The 18,461-nt window shown below is 41.0% G+C and carries 18 protein-coding genes; 1 reads left to right on the forward strand and 17 read right to left on the reverse strand.

The features are described from left to right. Window positions 1-124: 124 nt before the first annotated feature. The 14 genes from FZF09_RS12580 to murA form a co-directional block, all read right to left on the reverse strand. The gene (locus FZF09_RS12580) at window positions 125-436 is read right to left on the reverse strand and encodes a DNA-directed RNA polymerase subunit beta (RefSeq protein WP_158736962.1); all 312 of its coding nucleotides are present in this window, start codon (window positions 434-436) and stop codon (window positions 125-127) included. 31 nt (window positions 437-467) lie between these two features. Beyond that, the gene (locus tag FZF09_RS12585; protein WP_158736963.1) at window positions 468-1,316 is read right to left on the reverse strand and encodes a flagellar hook-basal body protein; all 849 of its coding nucleotides are present in this window, start codon (window positions 1,314-1,316) and stop codon (window positions 468-470) included. Between the two features lie 81 nt (window positions 1,317-1,397). Further along, the gene (locus FZF09_RS12590; RefSeq protein ID WP_158736964.1) at window positions 1,398-2,231 is read right to left on the reverse strand and encodes a flagellar hook-basal body protein; all 834 of its coding nucleotides are present in this window, start codon (window positions 2,229-2,231) and stop codon (window positions 1,398-1,400) included. A gap of 107 nt (window positions 2,232-2,338) precedes the next feature. Then, window positions 2,339-3,343 (reverse strand): rod shape-determining protein MreB, encoded by a 1,005-nt coding sequence (mreB, locus tag FZF09_RS12595; protein ID WP_158736965.1) that lies wholly within the window; start codon window positions 3,341-3,343, stop codon window positions 2,339-2,341. A 430-nt stretch (window positions 3,344-3,773) separates the two neighbouring features. Then, the gene (gene spoIIID / locus FZF09_RS12600; protein ID WP_158736966.1) at window positions 3,774-4,052 is read right to left on the reverse strand and encodes a sporulation transcriptional regulator SpoIIID; all 279 of its coding nucleotides are present in this window, start codon (window positions 4,050-4,052) and stop codon (window positions 3,774-3,776) included. A 334-nt stretch (window positions 4,053-4,386) separates the two neighbouring features. Next, window positions 4,387-5,046, reverse strand: a complete 660-nt coding sequence (locus FZF09_RS12605; RefSeq protein ID WP_199256788.1) for a 3'-5' exonuclease — start codon at window positions 5,044-5,046, stop codon at window positions 4,387-4,389. A gap of 36 nt (window positions 5,047-5,082) precedes the next feature. Further along, on the reverse strand, window positions 5,083-7,020 hold the full coding sequence (locus FZF09_RS12610) for a DUF294 nucleotidyltransferase-like domain-containing protein (RefSeq protein WP_158736967.1): 1,938 nt from the start codon (window positions 7,018-7,020) through the stop codon (window positions 5,083-5,085). Beyond that, a complete protein-coding gene (locus FZF09_RS12615) occupies window positions 7,004-8,665 on the reverse strand; it encodes a sodium:solute symporter family protein (RefSeq protein ID WP_158736968.1) in 1,662 nt (553 codons plus the stop codon). The genes FZF09_RS12610 and FZF09_RS12615 overlap by 17 nt, the downstream gene beginning before the upstream one ends. A gap of 79 nt (window positions 8,666-8,744) precedes the next feature. Further along, the gene (locus FZF09_RS12620; RefSeq protein ID WP_158736969.1) at window positions 8,745-9,047 is read right to left on the reverse strand and encodes a DUF4212 domain-containing protein; all 303 of its coding nucleotides are present in this window, start codon (window positions 9,045-9,047) and stop codon (window positions 8,745-8,747) included. A gap of 110 nt (window positions 9,048-9,157) precedes the next feature. Then, complete coding sequence (locus FZF09_RS12625; RefSeq protein ID WP_158736970.1) at window positions 9,158-9,418, reverse strand: hypothetical protein; 261 nt, start codon at window positions 9,416-9,418, stop codon at window positions 9,158-9,160. A gap of 27 nt (window positions 9,419-9,445) precedes the next feature. After that, complete coding sequence (locus FZF09_RS12630; protein ID WP_158736971.1) at window positions 9,446-9,628, reverse strand: hypothetical protein; 183 nt, start codon at window positions 9,626-9,628, stop codon at window positions 9,446-9,448. Between the two features lie 682 nt (window positions 9,629-10,310). Beyond that, entirely contained in the window at window positions 10,311-11,225 is a 915-nt protein-coding gene (spoIIQ, locus tag FZF09_RS12635; protein WP_158736972.1) for a stage II sporulation protein SpoIIQ, read from the reverse strand. 122 nt (window positions 11,226-11,347) lie between these two features. Beyond that, entirely contained in the window at window positions 11,348-12,355 is a 1,008-nt protein-coding gene (gene spoIID, locus FZF09_RS12640; protein WP_158736973.1) for a stage II sporulation protein D, read from the reverse strand. A 993-nt stretch (window positions 12,356-13,348) separates the two neighbouring features. Beyond that, window positions 13,349-14,671 carry a UDP-N-acetylglucosamine 1-carboxyvinyltransferase gene (murA, locus tag FZF09_RS12645; RefSeq protein ID WP_158736974.1) on the reverse strand — a complete coding sequence of 441 codons (1,323 nt, stop codon included), beginning with the start codon at window positions 14,669-14,671 and terminating at the stop codon, window positions 13,349-13,351. A gap of 344 nt (window positions 14,672-15,015) precedes the next feature. Here murA and FZF09_RS12650 point away from each other — a divergent pair, with 344 nt between their 5' ends. Further along, window positions 15,016-15,225 (forward strand): hypothetical protein, encoded by a 210-nt coding sequence (locus FZF09_RS12650; protein WP_158736975.1) that lies wholly within the window; start codon window positions 15,016-15,018, stop codon window positions 15,223-15,225. A 177-nt stretch (window positions 15,226-15,402) separates the two neighbouring features. On the opposite strand, the gene FZF09_RS12655 is transcribed toward FZF09_RS12650, so the two are convergent. From FZF09_RS12655 to atpD, 3 genes are all read right to left on the reverse strand, one after another. Continuing rightward, entirely contained in the window at window positions 15,403-15,633 is a 231-nt protein-coding gene (locus FZF09_RS12655; protein WP_158736976.1) for a DUF1146 family protein, read from the reverse strand. A gap of 983 nt (window positions 15,634-16,616) precedes the next feature. After that, window positions 16,617-17,018, reverse strand: a complete 402-nt coding sequence (locus tag FZF09_RS12660) for a F0F1 ATP synthase subunit epsilon (protein ID WP_091586609.1) — start codon at window positions 17,016-17,018, stop codon at window positions 16,617-16,619. A 28-nt stretch (window positions 17,019-17,046) separates the two neighbouring features. Then, entirely contained in the window at window positions 17,047-18,459 is a 1,413-nt protein-coding gene (atpD, locus tag FZF09_RS12665) for a F0F1 ATP synthase subunit beta (RefSeq protein ID WP_158736977.1), read from the reverse strand. Window positions 18,460-18,461 lie beyond the last annotated feature (2 nt).

Consider the following 18,461-nt stretch of genomic DNA (forward strand, 5'->3'; position numbering starts at 1 on the left):
GGTAGATAAACTCGACTTACCGTCAAGTCCGCGGAAGCCGTAATATAACTTATACCTTGACCCTTTTCCAAAAGTGTAAAAAAGAACTCCTAACTAACAAGCAGGAGTCCGCGATCATCATCCTTTATTTACCATTCATAAAATCAAATAAGCTCTGCCACGTTTCCCAATTCAATATTTGAATGGACTTTCCCTCTCCTATGAGAGCATAGCCAACGATTAAACCAGCCATTAAACTAATGAAAAACAGCCCTAAAATAATAAGAAGCCTCGCCCATATCGGTACCATTCTTATACGGTCCTTCGAACGTTTCTTATTAAATCGAAACCGCTTCTTTCTATCTTTTTCATTCGTTTCAGATAGCGCATCGGTTTCTTTTTCTTTATGTTTTTCTTCAGCAGCAGGTGCTTTTGGTGATTCTTCTTTTTGGGTCATATTCTTAATCTCCGTTTTTCAAAATGATTCATTAACCGCGAACGCTGTTAATTAGACCCATCATTTGATCTCCTTGTGAGATAGCACGGGCATTAAAAGAATAATTACGCTGAGCGTTCATCATATCTGTTACGGCTTTAGCCATATCTACATTCGATTGTTCCAAAGATCCTTGAATGAGTTGATTTTCTTCACCCGGAACAAACTCTACCACATCTGCTTGCTCTAAATCAAGCTCATCAAGGTCAGGAAACCGGAAGTTGTTCCCTTCAGCAGCCTCTAGGAGCTGAGGCTTTGTGATGCGGGCCAATTCAATTTGTCCAATTTCAACCACTTCGTCATCCTCTAAAAGAGCCTCAATCGTTCCGTCTTCTTGAAGGGTAAAGTCACGAGCTCCCGCCGGAACATCCATCCGTTCTCCATCCCCGTTCACCAAGAAATCACCCTGGTTGTTAACGAGTGTCCAGCCTCCGGGGTTGTCCGGATTTTCTGATAAATAAAAAGATCCATCTCTTGTATATTGGATTTCAGGGTCTCCGTCAGCATCTGCCATCGACTCCACTTGGAAAAATGAATCTTCTTCTGTTATTGCAAAGTCTAACTCACGGTCTGTTTCTAAAATCGAACCTTGGTCTAATTGCAGGGATGTTTGAGCAATAGCTGCCCCTGTTCCAACCCGAAGCCCTTCAGGGGTCAGCCGTCCCGCTGCATTTTGCGGAACCGGTTGATTATTTACTTGTTGAAATAAGAGATCAGAAAAGGTTGATTCTCTTCTTTTATAACCAGTACGATCACTGTTCGCCAAATTATGAGAAATTCCATCCAGCTGATGCTGGAGCTGTCCCATCGTATTGGCTGACGAAAGCATAGATGAATACAACGGTTACATTCCTCCTGTTTTCCTATTTGCGGAAGCTGGCCTCCGGCTTTACCTATCATCTCGCCACTCGGCGATCTTTCTTTATCCGAGTCGTCCGATATCGTTAACAGCTCTTTCCATGCTTTGATCATAAGCTTGAAGAATGCGCTGATTCGATTCAAACATACGATAAGTGTTCATCATTTCTGTCATGGTCTCTCCAGGATCTACATTAGACCTTTCTAAAAACCCTTGATTTAATTGAAAGGCAATCTCATCATTTCCTATTGCACTAGGCAGTTCTTCTTCTTCATCTGCTTCCCCATCTAGGCGGAGAAGTCCATTTCCTTCTTTCACAAGGTTATTGGCATTTTCCGCGTAGGCAATATCAATTTGGCCTGCTTCCTCTCCTTCTTCATTTGTTACCAAGCCATTTTCATCTATCATAAAATTTTCATTATCTACTTCAAGCGGCTCACCATCTTCGTCAAGTACATAATACCCTTGACTTGTGATTAAAAATCCCTCCCCGTCAACCGTCCAATTGCCGTTTCTAGTGTAACGTTCTTCTCCATCTTCATTGAGCACGGTAAAAAACAGCGATCCTTGTTCTCCGTCTTCATTTTCAGGAAGGACGCCTTGCAGCAAGCCCACGTCTGTATTATTGCCGGTTTCCAGCATATCACCCTGTTCGAAATTCGGGGTGCGGTCCTGCAAATAAACCCCAGTGGCCAGCTCACCAATTGGTGTCGACGTTCTTCCAAATGGCGTGTTATTATTTTGAGCTTGAATGAGCATTTCGGGGAATGTTCTTGTAGAACCCTTATCTTCTTTATATCCGGGAGTATTGATGTTTGACATATTGTCATTGAGCATTTCGGTGCGGCGCTGCTGGGTAATCATACCGGAAGCGGCTCCGTAAAAGCCTCTTAACATATGTATTTCCTCCTCATCTAATTAGCGGCAAAAATAAAGACGTTCTTCTATATATGTTACCTAACCAAACGAAGATTTCTTTGTCTATGCCGAAACCCTTAATTTTTTTATATTTTCACTTTTTTGTTGCTCATTTTATCGAGGTTTTCAAGTAAGATCCCAGTTCCATTTGCTACACAATGCATTGGTTCTTCTGCAGTAATTACAGGAACCTTTAACTCCTCTGCTAAAAGCTCAGCCATTCCATTAAGCAAAGCTCCTCCACCTGTAATAATAACGCCGCGGTCAATAATATCAGCTGAAAGCTCAGGCGGTGTACGCTCCAAGACATTTTTAGCTGCTTGAACAATATGGTTTACTGACTCTGTTAAGGCTTCGTAAATTTCAGTGGAATTGATTGAAATCGTTCGCGGAAGACCATTTACCATATCTCTTCCTCTGATTTCAAGCTCATTTTCTCGTCCGCTAGGCGCTACAGTTGCCACTTCTTTTTTCACTATTTCTGCTGTGCGTTCCCCTATAAGCAGTTTATATTTCTTTTTGATATGATTTAATATATCCGCATCAAATTGGTCGCCAGCTGTTTTAATTGAAGTAGCAGTCACAATAGACCCCATTGATAAAACAGCGACGTCTGTAGTACCTCCACCAATATCAACTACCATGTTGCCGCTTGGTTGAAAAATATCCATGCCCGCACCAATAGCCGCGACTTTTGGCTCTTCTTCAATAAATACGTTCTTACTTCCGCTCTTTTCTGCCGCTTCAATAATAGCCTTTTGCTCCACTGATGTTATATTGGTTGGACAGCAAATCAAAATCCGCGGTTTTGACATTACACTCTTGGCATTGATTTTTGTTAAAAAGTGTTTCAGCATCGCTTCTGTGTGGTCAAAATCGGCAATAACTCCATCTTTCATAGGGCGGATAGCCACAATATTTCCTGGAGTGCGCCCTACCATTCGAAATGCTTCTTCTCCTACCGCCATCACCGTTTTGGTATCTTTTTCAATCGCAACAACTGCGGGCTCATCCAGTACAATTCCTTGTCCTTTTATATGTATGAGCACATTGGCTGTACCTAAATCAATGCCAATATCCCTGCCAAACATGCCTTCATTCCTCCTTCAAATGTAAAAACTCCCAGTAATCTATTCCTATGGAACTCTTTTTATTTACTACTTAGATTATTTTCATTCTAAGGTATCAAGTCGTTAGTCTCTAATATTGTATTTTATCACATATAGGATAAAATCGGAATATATTTGAAAATTTATGTCGAATAATGAAAGCAAAACGAATAATACCATTCTAAAACTTGCCGTTAAGCTGACTGTGCCTCTTGTCGAAAAGTATTTAGTGTTTTTCATAGCATAAAAAATCGCCCCGATCCTGTAAAAACGGGACACATTATTAGTTATTCCATTATTGACCTCAAACATACTGAAGCTGTCTCAAAAGAGTCCCCACTCCCTTTTGAAACAGCCTTCTTTACAAAAATTCATATAGGAGACGAGTCTTACATTCTTCTCCTACTTGTTGTTAAGCTGAAGGTTCTGTTTCAAGCTGCTGTTTGTCTCTACTATATTTTATTTTCGTCGCTTCTCCTCCCCGGAGGTGACGAATTGATTTATGGTACTCTAAAATATGCTTCACTTTCTCAGCAAGTTCTGGGTTTATGTCAGGCAGCCTTTCTGTTAAGTCTTTATGCACTGTACTTTTAGAAACACCAAATTCTCTGGCTATTGTCCTTACTGTTTTGCGAGTTTCCACAATATACCTGCCCATCTTGATGGTTCGTTCTTTGATGTAATCGTGCACACCACTCGCCTCCTACTCCAATCTTGGTGATTTAGTACATTTTATTAGCAGAAGGCGTCAGATATACCAAAAAGTCTGATAGGACAAGGGTTTTGCTTATATAATATTGAGATAAAAGTTTTCGACATCAAGAATACTGTTGGTTTTCGTCGTTTTTGAAAGAATTTTATTTCCTGGGTATAGAAAAAAAGAAAAAGGAGCTGTCACTCTGGGACGGCTCCTTTATTGGTTTAGTGAATAAACGTGTGTTTCATAGTTTGCGGCAGAAATTAAGGTGCGCACACAGGAGTTTTGCTTTAACCGGGGTTATTATAAAAGTCTTTTCCAACTGGTGTTAAAAAGTGATTTTCCCATTATCCTTGCGTGTGATTTCTACTAAGTCACCAAGTGTACTCTTCCCTCGGTCGCCAATATGGTGGAAAAGCTCAATTAATAAATGAGCAGTAGTTAAAGCATCTCCGAGCGCACTATGACGTTCAAAAATCTTGGAACCGAACTGCAGGGCATAATGAGTGAGATCTCGCATATCCCAGGAAGGATTTAAGTAACCTATCACATCAAGCGTGTCAATATACAAAGGCTCATCAAACGTATATTTATAGCGTTGTAATTCTTTTTTTAACACCAAAATATCAAACGCCAGGTAGTGGCCAACCCAGCCGCCGCTATCATTTTTCTCTACAAATTGGTAAAATGCTTCAATTGCTTCTAGCGCATTAGGCGCACCGTTCACTTGGTTTTGTCGAATACCAGTGAGATTCATTATTTCCTGGGGAATATTGCGTCCGGGATCCACATACGTTTGAAAAGTGTTGTCTGTCACTTTCATTCCATCTACTTGAACTGCCCCAATTTCAATCATTCTGTCCTTGCTTCCAACAGCAAATCCGGTTGTTTCGGTGTCAAACACTGTAAAGCGCATTTCATTTAAAGGAGTATCAAGCGGCATCTGGTTATTTAATTGGTAATGGAGGCATTTCTTTTTCCAAAACATTATTTTGTTCGCTCCTTTGTTCTTCCGCTGCTTTCTTTACATCATGCCAAACGTATTGACGGTTTGGGATTGCAGAGAACGAATCGATTTTAAGGCAGATATTAACTCCTCTTTATCTCTAGATTTCATTTGGGTGAATTTGATTTCACTAGAATTTCCTTCTCCTCGCATATATCGGTTCCAAGACTGTTCTACTCTGATTTTTAACACTACTTGATATGCAAAACGCAGATCCTCAGCCGTCTGTTCACTTAAGACAGACTTCTCTTTAAGGGAAGTAATCATATGAAGAGGAGTTTGACCGAAAATACTGTGTTTAGCTGACAATATTTGTAAAGAATGATGAAAAGGGAACAGGGCGTGTTTTTTTATATCTATCCCTTGTTTTTTCACTCTAAAAAGCGCACGTATGGGATGGTCCAATGTAGGAACTGGATTATTTTTTTCTTGCTCTGCTGCTCGAAACAAAAAAATTTTGGATGTTTGCAGCTGCTCATGCACCATTCGGACAAACTCATCTTTTAATAAGGGGTCCCCGTATATATAACGAAAGGCAAGAAAGTTATGACCAAGCAAAATATTTTCATTTGTAGCACGAAGGCCCCACGTTCTGAGACGTTCTCTCCAATGAGATATTTTTCCCCGCCAATTGGTCTCGCTTGCCATCATATTTCCATCACAGCGCTTGTATCCAGCCCGTTCAAGCCAATAAACGATTTCGTTTCCTAATGCACGAAAATAGGTCTCTGTTCTTTCTTTATCTTTATCGCTTTCAGGATCCTCGTATACAAGAAAATGGTCCTGGTCGGTAAGCATAAATTGTTCTGCTCTGCCTCCACTGCCCATTAAAAAGAAAGCAAAAGCTGCCGGCGGTTCTCCGTATTTTATTTTTATTTTTTTTAAAGCAAGATCAACACAATGACGAACTAATCGATCATATAGCTTTGTGACTATTTCGAGAGTGTGAAGCGTTGGAATTTCATCTTGAATTAAATTTGCAAGGACATCGTAAATTGCGTTTTTTACAGTTGGGAGTGTTTTTTCATCTGATGATTCGATTTCTTGTAAAATATCAAACTTCCCGCGGTTTTTCTTTTTTAATAAGTCCGATAATGTAATCATTCCGATGATTTTCTTGTGGTCATCCTCTTCTGCAACAGGAAGGTGTTTCACTCCGTTCATGAAAAAACTCGACATCGCTTCATAATAATATGCTTGTCTTGTGATAATGTAAGGTTTTTTGCTCATGATTTCTGCAGCTGTGGTTTTCCCGTCTTTACCAAAAGCCACCACACGCTGAACCAAATCCTTTTCCGTGATAATACCAGCCAAGTGCTGCTGTTCTTTTTCCACGACAACCGAACTGGCATTTTCTTTTACCATTTTTTCTGCGACTTCAGCAATTCGCGTTTGGCTGGTTACTTTAACGGCAGGCGCAGTCATCATATCCTGCACCCTTTGAATAAACGGATCAGATTCTCCCCACTGATTGGCAAGATGGACTTGTTCAGCAAGAGAAGCGTAAATATCGCGAAGCCGCACTGACACTTGACGAAGCACATAATCTCTCACTTCTTCCTCGGTCCAGCGAGCTTCCATTACGGAATATGGAATGTGAAGGCATACAGCTTCCTCCACCGCTCTCACTTCAACAGTGTAAGGATATTCGTAATGAGCAGGTTCACCGAGAAAATCAGCTAAACTGGAAAAACCGATAATTTCTCCTCTTTCAAGGACTTCAAGCACTTCATGGTTTTTATTGTTTTCGTGAAAAGCTACACATACTTCCGCTACGCCTTTTAAAATTAAGAGCAAGCCGTTTCGAGGGCTTTGCGAATAAAGAATTCTTTCTGATTTCTCGTAATTATTTATCGTGCATTTCTCCATAAAAGCGCCAAATTCAGCGGCAGTTGCGCCGCTGAATATGGGATGGTTATAAATCTGGTCTTTATAAACCTTATTTTCCTGTTCCATCGTTCATCCAAACCTCGCCATCTTTGTATGTCATTTGTTCCGGGTAGCGAAGGTCAATGACATCATCTTGCAAGTGCTGGGCTGGCGGTGCTGTAACAAGTGATACGATCACACAAGCAAGGAAGTTAATAGGAACCCCAATCACCCCTGCACCAGTGTCTTGGATACCAAAGAGCATGATATCATTCATCGCTAAGAAAATGTAGCAAAGCGTGCTGGCAAGACCAACAAGCATACCCGCAACTGCACCTTTTGAGTTCATGCGTTTCCACCATACACCAAGGAACAGTACAGGGAAGAAAGTACCCCCGGCTAAAGCAAACGCCCACGCTACAATTTGGGTAATAACACCTGGCGGGTCCAATGCGACAAGACCAGCAACCACAGTGGAAAGGACAATTGCAATTCGGCCTGCGTTTAAGCGGCGTTGGTCTGTTGCTTTTGGATTCATTAGACGATAATAAATATCATGTGCAAAGGATGAAGAAATCGTTATGAGAAGTCCGCCCGCTGTAGATAAAGCAGCAGCCATTGCCCCTGCAGCTACCAAACCAATGACAAACATTCCTAAGTTTGCGATTTCTGGTGTAGCCATAACGACCATGTCATTTCCAACTGCAATTTCTGTCCAATCCAGCACACCGTCGCCATCTTGATCGGCTATTTCCAATAGCCCAGTATTAATCCAGCTATCTGTCCAGCCAGGAAGCTCATCCATCGGCTGACCGGCCACTTGGGTCATCAGAATAAAACGAGAAAAAGCGGCATAAGCTGGTGCAGATAAATACAAGAAACCGATAAATAACAGAGCCCATGCCCCACTCCAGCGCGCTGCTTTCATCGTTGTCACCGTATAAAAACGGACGATAACGTGCGGCAAGGCAGAAGTACCAACCATTAATGTAAATAAGAGTGCAATAAACTGACTTTTGTCACTTTCTGCAAACGGAGCAAAATATTCAGAGAGACCTAATTCCTGGTCAATCGCTCCGATTTCATCTACCACATTTCCATAAGTAAGCCAGGGAAGTGGATTCCCAGAAACTTGTAAAGACATAAAAACGATCGGAATGATATAAGCCACAATTAAGATGATATATTGAGCAACCTGTGTCCAAGTAACCCCTTTCATCCCGCCAAGTGTTGCATAAATCGCTATGATAACGACACCTATCATTGTTCCATACATTGCTGGAATACTAAATAGTCTTCCAATAACAACGCCGGAACCAGACAACTGCCCAATAATATAAGTAAAACTTATAATAACGGTGGCAATAGCAGCAATAAGTCGAGCTGGATTACTATCAAAACGGTCGCCGATAAATTCCGGTACAGTAAAACGGCCATATTTTCTAAGCTGAGGCGCAAGCAAAAACGTAAGCAGCAAATAACCGCCCGTCCAGCCCATAATATAAGCAAGACCGTCATAACCGAGCGCTAATACCGTTCCGGCCATACCGATGAATGAAGCCGCACTCATCCAGTCCCCGCCGATAGCCATCCCGTTCCAGAATGGCGGTATCCCACGGCTGGCAACATAGAAATCTGATGTTTGTTTTGCTCGATTAAATATAGAAATACCAATATATAATGCAAAGGTAGCAAGTATAAGGCCAAGTGATACTAAAGTTTGTGCATCCAAGTGGATCCCCCCTAGTTAATGGTGCCTATTTTTTTAAATTGTTTTCTGTCAATTTTACTTATTCGTTGTAAGGTGTTTATTAATGGTCAACTGTTTTTCCACTACTGATTGAGGCATTTGCATCGTCATCAATTCCGTATTTTTTGTCTACATTATCACTTAGTACAGCGTTTAAGAATAAGCAGAGAATGAAAATCACAACTGCTCCTTGGGATCCCATATAATAATGAAATTCTACTCCTAAAAATTTAAATTGAGAGAAAAACTCAGCAAATGCTACAACACCGAATGAAACGAGAAATCCGATACTTAAGAAAATAACAATTAAAGTAGTTCTTGTCCTAAAATAAGCGTCTGCTACTTCTTTATCAACTTTTTTCAAAATGTTTCACCTCCGCAAAGATATGCAAAAACATTAAGGGCTTCTTCGTTTTTCACCTCCTTTATTTAATAATGAAATCGCTTTCAGTTTAATAGCTTTAAAATCTGCTTTTAGGAAGCAGAATGATGGGAGGGTTTATTCTCCGTATGTTTACAATCTTTGCAAATTTTCAATGGTGTTTTCTTCTTTGCTAGCAAATGATTTGTTAGTATGACAGCCGGTATGAAAAGGAAAAATACGGGATCACCTAAAAATCCAAACAGCAATGCAGCCAGTACAGGAAGCGTTGATGTAAAGAAGATATACCGTAACGGAGACAGCACCCAAAGGTTGCTCTTACCGCATTTACTGCACTTTAATGCTTCTGTCATATCCATCCTCCTGATCCGTCTTCCAAATTATCTAAATTCAAAAATCATTTGAACAGTTTCCCAGAACGGCATTGGAACTCGGGCAATTTCGATGACGAGATAAATCCCCATCGCTGCAAACGGCACCGTAAGAAGAAGCGGTTTCTTATATTTAATTGTTACAATTAAACTGGCAATAGCTATGACCCAAAACAAAATGAGTGCCGTCATTTACTGTCTCTCCTTTCCACCTAATATCACTAGGAAGCAGAACCTCCCTTATGACGCACATATTACTTGTTTTATACAATTTGAGCACGTATAACTGTTTGTACTTTAAAGGTATATTTTTTCGTTGTTATAATACACATTATTTCAAATTTTCTGATACAAAGTCAACTAATTTTGTTAAAAATTTGTCAAAAATTTATGTAAATATTTTAAATGGAAATAAAAAGAAATAAATGAGGAGAAGACATAAGAAAAGCGCAAGCGCCTTGCTCACGAGCGGTCGGCATATGGAAAGCTGATCTTTGCTTTCCATTGATGAACCGAAGGAATCTCGAGCGAATAGGCGCTGGAGCTAGACATCAAAAACGCCTAATCTTTATAATTTCTTACCTTCTTAGAAAAAGAGACTGCCCCCCAGCTGAACACCATATCACGATCAACGCTTCAGCTTCCTCGTGAGCAAAGACCGCTTACTAAAGGTTCTTCGCTGTTTTGACGAACCGGGATGTTCTAATATCGACCGTTGTTCACAAGAGGACGCGGTAGCTTCTACGTTGCACACAGGACATGTGTGTTTTTAGTAGAGTTCATCATTTTCTTTAGCCGGCAACCGCTGTGTTCTTAAGTACAAAAAAACTGCCCGGCGGCCGAGAACCCGGACAGTTTTTTCGCTATTTAAATATTATTGTTCTTCGTTTTCCTCTTCTTCAACGGAATCATCTTGTTCATCTGAAGAATCACCTTCATCGGTTTCTTCTTCATCATCACCGTCAAAAATCGGGAATTCATCTAAAGAAGATTCTTCTTCGTTTGCTTCATCATTTGTATCTTCTTCTTTTGCGCTTTCTTTATTGCTGTCTTCCGGCTGTTTTACATCTTTAAGCTTTTGATGAAAAGCATCAGAAGGATTTAATGGCTCGCCATTCATGCGGATTTCAAAGTGGGCATGAATCCCGGCATCACTGTTATACACATTTCTGCCAGCTGAACCAATAACGGATCCTTGCGTAATTGTATCGCCTTCTTCAACTTGAAGGTCCTCTAAGCTGTTATATGAAGTGACGATATCATTAGGATGTTTCACATCGACAACATATCCTAGAACATCATCTTTTTCTGCTTTCACTACTTCACCAGTGGCTGCCGCAGTTACTTCAAAAGTTTCTCCATCATTTGCTGCGATGTCAATACCTTTGTTTTGATAATACATATTATTGTAATAAACTAGAGCGTCTTGTTGTTCCTCGGCTGCTGCGTCATGATCGTAATAATATCCAATGATATCTACGCTCTCTTCATCCATTACTGGCATTTGAATTGTTTCGTCTTCTGCTGCAGTAGGGACTGATTCTTCATCACCTGTTCCCGGATCTTCGGATGCATTGTTCCACTCCTGCTCGTCACCGAATGGTTGGTCTTCCTCGGCCTGGTCAGTTCCAGCAGGACTTTGAATAAGAAAATATGCTCCTAGGAGTACGGCACATGCGCTTAGGTAGACTGCAGGCCAAAACCAGCTTTTTCTACTCCATTGACGCACTTTGCTTCTCACTCCTCTGGATTCGCGGGAAGCAGATTGCTGTTTTTCTTCATCTTTCATTTGTTATCACCTCAGCACCCATTCTGATCAGATGCGAGGAAAAATATACCTTTTATAAAAAAATAATCAGAAATTTTGCTCTAAATTGTTTTATAAACGTTAATTACAGATTTTTAGTCCTTTTAAAGGCTTGAAATGTCTACTCCTTTATAGTAGTGGTGCAATATATCTTTATAATCTTTCCCTTCTTTTGCCATTCCTTCCGCTCCGTATTGACTCATTCCAACGCCGTGGCCCCATCCCTTTGTCGTGAATAAAAACTCTTCCCCTTCGCGCGAAATTTGAAAATCACTCGAGTGAAGATTCAGCTTTTCTCGAATATCTCTTCCCGAAAAGGTTTCTCCACCTAACTGCAGTTCAGCTACACGACCACCATCAGTCCTGCTTATAATTTCTCCTGTTTCATTTGCAGAAATGGTAATGCCTAAGAGCCGCTCAACCTCTGCTGCAGCGATGCGCTTTGCATTTTCATATTGAGGAGACCCTTGATCCCATGGACTTTCTACACTTTGTAAGTATGGTACTGGATTTTTCCAGTAATCTTCTGCGTTTTCGGTATAGCCGTTACTTGTCGAAAAAAAAGCTGCTGTAATGGGTTCCCCTTCATAAGTTAAAACCTGCCCTGCTGTAGCAAGCACAGCCTCTTTTACCCGATCCATTTTCCATTGATAATCATCTCCCCATTTTTCCCGCAGCTCTTCTTCATTTTGATATACTTGATGCATTTGCGTATCTGTCACTAGAGCGTTTTCTGGCAAATTTATATCAGATGGCGAAATCATCTCTCGAGCTATAAAGGTACGGGCCGTCAATGCTTGTGCCTTAAGGGCTTCTATTTCAAACTCCGCTGGCATTTCAGATGCGACTACACCTGCGACATATTCCTCAAGTTCCATTTCTTCTACTGTCTCTGTTTCACTTCGAAATACCGGAATGCTCATGTTTTCCATCTTTGTTGCAAGTTCTGATTCTTGTTCTTCCTTAGTCAGTTTTACTGACCTTTGGCTGTTTTCATCTCCCGAGTTCACAGCATCATCTTCAACTTCCCCGCCTGGAAGTAAAACAAATAAAATAGGCACAAGAAAAAACAGGCCGATGAATAACAGCGGAACAAAAATCCATTTATGCATGGCACAGCCTCCCGTCCAGAATCAAATCGAGCCAGGAAGATGTATTACGACATTTGCTCACGCTAACCCTGACTAGCATTTTTTGCCATGACACACTATATGAGTGAAAAAACATCTTTATGATTGTAGCAGCATGATGATAATGGGTCCGTTAAATTACTCAATGTATATAAGGGGTGGAGGTGAATATGCCATCAATTCTTGCTCCTAAACGTGGATAGCATATGTTAAATAATAATAGGAAGGCTGTTCCGGGAAAGGCTGAGTACAAATTCAAGAACGAGGCTTCAATTATACAGTCGGGATAAGGAACTTTAAAAGGGAAAGGCGCTCATTTTCAGATGAAATGGTTCATAACTTCTAGACGGTGTTGCATTCTTCCTTTCGCTTTGATCAAATATCTTTCATCTGGACCGTATTGCGCCCCTCTTTAAAAGGTGATGCATTTCCTCTTCATGGATGATCATATTTCCTAGATCAAAACGCATTTCTGCTCCCACTTTGATCAAATACTTCCTTTCTGGATCGTAAGTCTACTCCTATTTTGAAAAGTGGTACATTTCTTCTTCATTTCGGATCATATTTTTCTGGATTGGATGCAATTCTTCTCTCGACTTAATCAAATGTCTTTCATCTGGACCGTATTACGCCCTCTCTTTGAAGGTGGTGCATTTCCTCTTCAATGTGGATCATATTTTCCTGACTGGGCGCATTTTTACTCTTACTTAGATCAAATGCCTTCATTCTAGATCACAATTGAGGCCTTATTTTAAAAAGATTCATTTCTTCTCCAATGGGGATCATATTTTCTAGATTGTTCAAATGCATAAATCTCGATCTAAAGCCATAAACCAAATATGGGGGTCTGGCCCAAGAGTACATGGATATCTACCCGTTTGGCCCGCCATTTCAGCATTTCGTCTTATGTTTTTGTTTATACCTTAATGCACAAAGCACAAAAAACCGGCACCTTATAGGCACCGGTTTTTCCTATTAATTATTCGCTGTACGCAGCACTGCTGTATCTTGTTGTATTTCTTCGGTTTCAGTAACGTCTGCTTCCTGAACGCGTTCTACTCGTGCACCTAGAGCTTGCAGCTTTTTGTGAAAATCAACATAGCCGCGATCCAAATGCCGAAGTTCTGTTACAGTAGTCTCACCTTCTGCAACCAATCCAGCTAAAATTAATGCGGCTCCTGCACGTAAATCAGTGGCTGCGACTTCCGCTCCCTGCAGGCGAACGGGACCGCTTATAATGGCTGTTCTTCCCTCAATTTTAATATTTGCGTTCATACGGCGGAATTCTTCCACATGCATGAATCGGTTTTCAAATACGGTCTCTGTGATAACTGCTGTTCCTTTTGCCTGCGTTAAAAGAGCCATAAATTGAGCTTGCATATCGGTTGGAAAACCGGGATGCGGCATGGTTTTTACATCTACAGGTCTTAGAATGTCAGGACCGATTACTTTCATTCCATTATCGTGCTCTTCAATAATAACACCCATTTCACGCATTTTTGCTACAAGCGGGCGTAAGTGCTCGTGAAGAGCGCCTTCTACGAAAACCTCTCCACCTGTAATAGCCGCTGCGATCATAAACGAACCTGCTTCAATGCGATCGGGAATGATATTATGTGCTGCGCCGTGCATATGGTCAACACCTTCAATCTTAATCGTGCCAGTTCCTGCACCACGAACTTTTGCTCCCATTGCATTTAAATAATTAGCAAGATCTACAATTTCTGGTTCTTCTGCTACATTTTCTAAAATAGTAGTTCCTTCTGCTAGTGTAGCAGCCATCATAATATTTTCTGTTGCACCGACACTGGGAAAATCAAGATAAATTCGAGCGCCTTGCAATCGATGCTTAACTTTAGCTTCAATGTAGCCTTTTCCGATTTCAACGGTTGCACCCATTGCTTCAAATCCTTTAAGGTGCTGATCGATCGGCCTGGAACCAATCGCACATCCTCCAGGAAGAGCAATATGCGCACGTCCCTTTCTTGCGAGCAGCGGACCCATCACAAGAAACGATGCACGCATTTTGCGCACATATTCAAATGGCGCATCTGTTTTTAATGAACCTCTGCAATCAGCAGTAAAAACTCCATCTTCATAATTTACATCAGCGTCCATATAATTTAAAACATTTTTCATTGTAAATACATCTGCTAGTGGTGGTACATCATAGATAGTGCTGGTTCCTTCTTCAGCAAGGAGTGAGGCGGCGATCACAGGCAGTACAGCATTCTTTGCTCCCTCAGCTTTTACTGTGCCTTTAAGCCGCTTTCCTCCTCTAACTTTAATTTTATCCAACGTATTCCCCTCCGCGTCCTAAAGTGATCCTGTATTTTGTACTGTTAGGAAAGAAAAAATTGATAACGATAAAGAAAAACTTTGGCTTTTTCATGATGCTCGGCTAAAAGCCGAGTTTTTCTACGAATGCTGATTAATTAATTATATCCTGCATGTCGTTCTGGTTCGTTTCTATCTCTAAGGACAATAAAAGACAGGATATATGCTTTACTTTATACGTATTCATTAGTTTATATAGGCGTTCCCTGTCCTTCACGGAAACGGGCGCCCAATCTGTGTTTTTTATAGTGTTTAACTTTGGTAAAGGATCAAAACTACGACTTTCATTTGAACTTGGCGTTTAAATGTCTAGCTCCAGCGCCTACTCGCTCGAGATTCCATCGGTCCGTCAATGGAAAGCAAAGATCAGCTTTCCATATGCCGCCCCTCCAGGACTTGTCGCTCATCAGCAAGGCGCTTGCACTTTTCTTATGGCTTCTTTAATTAAAGGGCTCGATAGCTTAGTCGCTAAAAGAATGATTAAGTTACACGGGTGCTTCATTTTTGGTGTGTGACATAACGAGGCTGATTTTCCCGTTTTTTTCAACAATAAACTTGTTTTTTCGACAAGAAAAATACAGAAAATTCCTATTGGCTCCGCCTGTCTTCTTATTATTCATTTTCACCTTTGAAAACGAGTACATACATGGAAGATCAAGGGGATGAGTGTATGTCCTGGCACTTAGCATTATTTAAAATAAATAACGCAGCATAAGCGATCCTTGAAAATATTCGAGGAAAAAAGAACTGACCAGATGACTGATGGCTATTGTTAGCAAGATCATCAGCATTTTCGCCTTTGCTCCTTCTGGATTTCGGACAAACACGTCAAATCGAAAAGCCTGTAAACTCCACCAGACTACGACCAAAAAAAAGAGGTTTACCACGATATGTAACACCGCTTCTTGTCCTTCAGGGTGCATGTTCAAAACTCCTTAAAACGATACTCGCCCTGTTTGACAATCCGAAGAGTATCATAGGGCATTATCAAATAAATGAGAAGAGTCATTGTACCTAAGTTTACCCTTTACATCCTAACACTTTATTTTAATATGTTATAACATTATTTTCTATAACAGTTGTATAAAGTTTTTAAATTTGTAAAATTAGGACAAGAAAGTTAACATATCGTTCATATTTTGGAATTTTTAAGATGCTTATTTTGCATGTACCACTATTGTATTAAATTTAAACAAAAAGAGGTATAAAAATTGTGAACTTTTTTACGTTTATATTACAATTGTGATAATAGTGGCATGAAATGGCAAAACACTCATAAACTAAAGTGAGTCTTAGAGTCACAACGGTTATAAGGTTATACGAACATATAATTCTGGGTAATTAGTATCATTATAGATGTTAATTCCAACTTTTTGTAACTTGTTTTAAACGTAATAAAGCTAAGTAAAAACCAAACGAAGGGGAGAATGAAATATCTAGGTAACGTCACAAAACTAGTGTGCTTTACGTCATAGTGAAGCATGTTTTCAGACAAACTGTCCTAGTTTTCTGAATTGATTATTTCGTAACATGTACCACATCTGCTTTAATATGCTAAGAGTGCCCTGAAAAAGTGCTGCTAAACTACAGAACACGTCAACGTACAGGACGCGGCGTTTATGGCTGCATCTAAGGACATGTTAAATTCGCGAATAATGTTCCATTTGTATGACAACTGTTACCTCTTACAATGTGAGACAATCTCTGCTTACTATCGGGATCTATAAAACGAATCCCGGTCGTTATATTATATAGTAGACTGATTCATTTTATGTTTAAAAAAAATTGCTTACCGCCATGTAAATGTACTACAGTAGTTTATCGGTTGCATACTGTATTTATTTTTTCATTCAAAAAAGCTGCTCTGAAGCAATCAGACATGCCTCAGAACAGCTTTTTAAATAAATTACTTCCCAGCTACCTCAAGTCTTGTGTTAGCTCGTTTCAGGGCAAGCTCGGCCCGTTTAAAGTCGATCTCTTCCTGTTTGGCACGGTTAAGCCGGTCTTCTGCCCGTACTTTCGCCTCACGGGCACGTTCTACGTCGATTTCTGACGGCGTTTCTGCCGCTTCGGCGAGAATCGTAACTTTATCCGGACGGACCTCAATGAAGCCGCCGCTAACAGAAACAAGTTGAACTCTTGATTCATGTTTCAGGCGGGCAGCGCATACCGCAAGCGGTGCAACCAACGGAATGTGACCTGGCAGTATACCTAGTTCTCCGCTTTGTGCGCGGACACTGACCATTTCTACATCCCCTTCATATACTGTGCCATCAGGAGTGACAACATTGACATTTAACGTTGACATGATTAATCCTCCTTAACAGCATCCCCGCTTAGGACATAGCCTTTGCGTTTTCAAGTACATCTTCAATTGGTCCGACCAGGCGGAATGCATCTTCTGGAACGTCATCGTGCTTCCCATCAAGAATCTCACGGAAACCGCGGATCGTATCTTTCACCTGTACATAAGAACCTTTTTGTCCAGTGAACTGTTCCGCTACGTGGAAGTTCTGGGACAAGAAGAATTGAATGCGGCGTGCACGATGTACGATCAATTTATCTTCTTCAGATAATTCATCCATACCAAGGATAGCAATGATATCTTGAAGTTCTTTATATTTTTGAAGAGTTTGCTGCACTTCACGTGCCACTTGATAATGTTCATCTCCGACAATTTCTGGAGAAAGTGCTCTGGATGTAGAAGCGAGCGGGTCCACAGCTGGGTAGATACCCATCTCTGTTAGTTTACGCTCAAGGTTTGTTGTTGCATCCAAGTGAGCAAATGTAGTGGCTGGTGCAGGGTCTGTATAGTCATCGGCAGGTACATAAATCGCCTGAATAGACGTTACAGAACCTTTTTTCGTAGATGTAATACGCTCTTGAAGCTGACCCATTTCCGTTGCAAGCGTCGGCTGATAACCAACTGCAGACGGCATACGGCCAAGCAATGCAGATACCTCAGAACCTGCTTGTGTAAAACGGTAAATGTTGTCGATAAAGAGCAATACGTCTGCACCATCTACATCACGGAAGTGTTCAGCTAGTGTAAGACCAGTAAGTGCCACACGCATACGCGCTCCTGGCGGCTCATTCATCTGTCCGAACACCATAGCTGTTTTGTTAATAACACCGGAGTCCTGCATTTCATAGTAGAGGTCGTTCCCTTCACGTGTACGCTCCCCTACACCTGCAAACACAGAAATACCGCCATGTTCTTGGGCAATATTGTTAATAAGCTCCTGAATTAATACGGTTTTACCAACACCGGCACCGCCGAATAAACCGATTTTACCACCTTTTACATACGGAGCGAGCAAGTCAACGACTTTAATCCCTGTTTCAAGAATTTCTGTTTGCGTTGACAGCTCATCAAAAGATGGAGCTTCGCGGTGAATCGGATTTCTTTCTACTTCTGGTCCAATTGGCTCTTCCAAATCGATGGTATCACCAAGTACATTAAACACTCTTCCAAGCGTTGCTTCACCAACTGGAACAGAAATCGCTCCGCCAGTATTCACAACTTCCGTACCCCGTACTAATCCATCTGTTGAACCCATTGCAACTGTACGCACTGTGTCGTTGCCTAAATGCAATGCTACTTCCAATGTCACGTCTACATTTGTTTCCCCTTCTGCTTGAGCTTTTTGGGAAACTTTTAGGGCGTTATTTAATTCAGGCAGCTGGCCGCTTGGAAATGCAACGTCAACTACCGGCCCCATAATCTGGGTGACTCGTCCATTGCTCATTA

Source organism: Alteribacillus sp. YIM 98480 (genome assembly GCF_009765375.1).
Taxonomy (GTDB): domain Bacteria; phylum Bacillota; class Bacilli; order Bacillales; family Marinococcaceae; genus Alteribacillus.

What these genes read in the sequence shown, in the direction of transcription:
- FZF09_RS12580 (WP_158736962.1), bottom strand. Translation starts at nt 436, where the DNA reads ATGACCCAAAAAGAAGAATCACCAAAAGCACCTGCTGCTGAAGAAAAA.
- FZF09_RS12590 (WP_158736964.1), bottom strand. Translation starts at nt 2,231, where the DNA reads ATGTTAAGAGGCTTTTACGGAGCCGCTTCCGGTATGATTACCCAGCAG.
- mreB (WP_158736965.1), bottom strand. Translation starts at nt 3,343, where the DNA reads ATGTTTGGCAGGGATATTGGCATTGATTTAGGTACAGCCAATGTGCTC.
- FZF09_RS12605 (WP_199256788.1), bottom strand. Translation starts at nt 5,046, where the DNA reads ATGTTTTGGAAAAAGAAATGCCTCCATTACCAATTAAATAACCAGATG.
- FZF09_RS12610 (WP_158736967.1), bottom strand. Translation starts at nt 7,020, where the DNA reads ATGGAACAGGAAAATAAGGTTTATAAAGACCAGATTTATAACCATCCC.
- FZF09_RS12625 (WP_158736970.1), bottom strand. Translation starts at nt 9,418, where the DNA reads ATGACAGAAGCATTAAAGTGCAGTAAATGCGGTAAGAGCAACCTTTGG.
- FZF09_RS12630 (WP_158736971.1), bottom strand. Translation starts at nt 9,628, where the DNA reads ATGACGGCACTCATTTTGTTTTGGGTCATAGCTATTGCCAGTTTAATT.
- spoIIQ (WP_158736972.1), bottom strand. Translation starts at nt 11,225, where the DNA reads ATGAAAGATGAAGAAAAACAGCAATCTGCTTCCCGCGAATCCAGAGGA.
- spoIID (WP_158736973.1), bottom strand. Translation starts at nt 12,355, where the DNA reads ATGCATAAATGGATTTTTGTTCCGCTGTTATTCATCGGCCTGTTTTTT.
- FZF09_RS12650 (WP_158736975.1), top strand. Translation starts at nt 15,016, where the DNA reads ATGTCTAGCTCCAGCGCCTACTCGCTCGAGATTCCATCGGTCCGTCAA.
- FZF09_RS12655 (WP_158736976.1), bottom strand. Translation starts at nt 15,633, where the DNA reads ATGCACCCTGAAGGACAAGAAGCGGTGTTACATATCGTGGTAAACCTC.
- FZF09_RS12660 (WP_091586609.1), bottom strand. Translation starts at nt 17,018, where the DNA reads ATGTCAACGTTAAATGTCAATGTTGTCACTCCTGATGGCACAGTATAT.
- atpD (WP_158736977.1), bottom strand. Translation starts at nt 18,459, where the DNA reads ATGAGCAATGGACGAGTCACCCAGATTATGGGGCCGGTAGTTGACGTT.